We start from the raw sequence: 2540 nt of genomic DNA on the forward strand, positions 1-2540 counted from the left end.
GTAAAATAACGTTATTTTACAGGCTTTTTGATAAATTCCAATTGCCCATCCATTGATAAAAAATAAAAGATGAAATTTTTAGGTATTATCCCTGCTCGATATGCATCGAGCAGATTCCCTGGAAAACCCCTGATCGACATCGAAGGAAAAACGATGATCCAGCGTGTCTACGAACAGGTCAAAAAATCAACAAAATTAAACGAAGTTGTTGTCGCAACCGACGATCAACGGATAGCACAAACTGTACTTTCCTTTGGTGGCAAAGTCGTCATGACAGCAGAGCACCACCAATCGGGAACAGATCGTTGCGCCGAAGTTATAACGGATATAGAAGGTTATGATGTTGCCATCAATATACAGGGTGACGAACCCTTTATTGACCCCGCGCAAATTGATCTTTTAGCACATTGTTTTGAAGATACCACTACGCAGATAGCGACCCTAGTCAAAGAAATTACTGCGGAGGAAGAACTATTCAATGTAAACATCCCTAAAGTTGTCCGAAACAGCAAAGGAGAAGCAATCTACTTTAGTAGGCAGACCATTCCTTTTTTAAGAGGTGTGGAAAAAGACCAATGGTTACAAAAGCAAACATTCTATAAACATATCGGAATATATGCTTACCAGGTAGATACATTAAAAGCCCTGACACAACTTCCCATTTCTATGCTAGAAGAAGCAGAGGCATTGGAACAGCTGCGCTGGATAGAAAACGGTTACACCATTCAAACGGCAATTACAATGCATGAAACTGTCGCGGTGGATACAAAAGAAGACCTCGCTAAAATATTAAGACTATTTTTTAATAAATAGTAAAGCTTACCGGTGTTCGGTATAGTATAACGACCGGACACCTTCCAATAGTACCTGCTTATCCGAATCACTTAATTTGATCATCTGCGCTTTTGCTCTGATCAATTCATCCAATTGCAATTTGGTACTCACACCAACGAGTGCTGTACCAACAGCTGCGTTAGAAAGCACATAAGATAGTGCAACAATCATATTGTCTTTTCCGATACGTTTGGAAAGATTTGCCAAGTTTCTCACGATATGGGCCACCTCTCCCGAACTATACTGAAGAAAAGGTTCAATAGGTTTGTTGATGAGAACACCTTTGGCTAATACACCGCGTACGACGATACTTACACCCCGTTCTTCCAACAAGCCACTGATTTCTTCTACTGGTCTTCTATCCAATAGACTGTATTGCATCATTACTGAGGCAATGTCAGATTTGGACAAAAATGCCTTGATAACGTTTGGGCGAATTGATGAAAGGCCATAAGCACGGATTTTCCCTTGTTTCTTCAACAACTCAAACGCTTCAACAATCTCCTCTATCGGATCTTCTATTGTACCACCATGTAACTGATAGAGGTCGATGTAATCCGTTTTTAAACGTGACAACGAACCTTCCACAGCCTTGATAATATAGTCCCTCGAAGCCTTCCAATCCCAACCGGATCCATCTGCACGCCAAAGGTTACCAACTTTCGACGCCAAAACAATATGCTTGCGAAAGCTTTGCACACTCTCCCCGACGATCATCTCGTTTAGGCCTTTATCGTAGAGATCAGCGGTATCAAAGAAAGTGATCCCGTTCTCGTAAGCTTTTTGGATAATATCTTTGGATTGTTTGGACTGATTGCCTTTTAGCGACATACAGCCCAAACCTATTTCCGAAACGATTAAGCTTGTATTTCCTAATTTACGTTGTTCCATCTGCACCAATATCAAGCAATTCTACCTCAAACACCAATGTGCTGTTTGCAGGAATTTCACCTGTCGCCCGTTCGCCATACGCTAATCTACTAGGTATAAAAAATTTATATTTTGCCCCTTTGGACATTAACGGGATTCCAATCTGCCAACCCTTGATCACCTGACCCAAGGATAGTTTCAATGGCTCCTTACGGTCGTATGAGCTATCAAATTGCTTTCCATTGAGTAAGGTACCTCTATAATGTACTGTTACCTCATCGTCACTTTTTGGTTTTGGACCTTCCGCCTCATTTAGAACAAGATATTGAATTCCTTCAGCTGTAGATTTCATCCCAACAACCTTTGCATTTTCGGCAAAAAATTTATCTTCTTCAGCACGGCTAGCAGCCTCTTTTTTAGCACGAACGTCCATGATCGCCTGCTGGATAACAGCTCTTCCTTGGCCATCTTCCAATAGCGATTTCTCCCCTTTCAAGACATCCGAAATTGCTTTTGCAATAACATCTGACTTCAAGTAATCGATCTCAATAGATTTTAGTGAATTTCCGATATCGGCACCAAACGCATATGACACAGAATCGGCCTTCGTTTTCAGTTGATTTGTTGTACTTGATTTAGTTGCGACGACCTTCTTCTTCGCCGTCATGTTCGTTTTTTTTTGTTGGGCAAATCCTGTGACTGTTGTCAAGGATAATAGGGCTAATGCAATATACTTCATGTTTGTTCAACGGTGCTTCTGCACGATTTCATTTATAATTTCCTGCGTGATATTAGGGTAATCAACTTCAACCCTAGATTTACTGTTGAGCCAGGCT

3 protein-coding genes are annotated in these 2540 nt (G+C 41.0%); 1 reads left to right on the forward strand and 2 read right to left on the reverse strand.

The window, feature by feature from the left end; genetic code table 11:
• The first annotated feature begins 69 nt into the window (after positions 1 to 69).
• Positions 70 to 813 carry a 3-deoxy-manno-octulosonate cytidylyltransferase gene (kdsB, locus tag B2X72_RS04610; RefSeq protein WP_286709506.1) on the forward strand — a complete coding sequence of 248 codons (744 nt, stop codon included), beginning with the start codon at positions 70 to 72 and terminating at the stop codon, positions 811 to 813.
• Positions 814 to 819: 6 nt separating this feature from the next.
• Here kdsB and B2X72_RS04615 read toward each other — a convergent pair whose 3' ends face one another.
• Together B2X72_RS04615 and B2X72_RS04620 are read right to left on the reverse strand one after the other, a co-directional pair.
• Positions 820 to 1725 (reverse strand): aldo/keto reductase, encoded by a 906-nt coding sequence (locus tag B2X72_RS04615; RefSeq protein WP_286848412.1) that lies wholly within the window; start codon positions 1723 to 1725, stop codon positions 820 to 822.
• The gene (locus B2X72_RS04620; RefSeq protein ID WP_286709508.1) at positions 1712 to 2443 is read right to left on the reverse strand and encodes an FKBP-type peptidyl-prolyl cis-trans isomerase; all 732 of its coding nucleotides are present in this window, start codon (positions 2441 to 2443) and stop codon (positions 1712 to 1714) included. Before B2X72_RS04620 ends, B2X72_RS04615 begins: the two co-directional genes overlap by 14 nt.
• Between the last annotated feature and the right edge of the window lie 97 nt (positions 2444 to 2540).

The sequence above is a fragment of the Sphingobacterium sp. UBA7253 genome, assembly GCF_002472745.1.
In the GTDB taxonomy this organism is placed as follows: Bacteria; Bacteroidota; Bacteroidia; order Sphingobacteriales; family Sphingobacteriaceae; genus Sphingobacterium; species Sphingobacterium siyangense.

Bases quoted from the DNA above. Each gene is read 5' to 3' on its own strand.
- kdsB (WP_286709506.1), top strand. From the start codon at position 70: ATGAAATTTTTAGGTATTATCCCTGCTCGATATGCATCGAGCAGATTC.
- B2X72_RS04615 (WP_286848412.1), bottom strand. From the start codon at position 1,725: ATGGAACAACGTAAATTAGGAAATACAAGCTTAATCGTTTCGGAAATA.
- B2X72_RS04620 (WP_286709508.1), bottom strand. From the start codon at position 2,443: ATGAAGTATATTGCATTAGCCCTATTATCCTTGACAACAGTCACAGGA.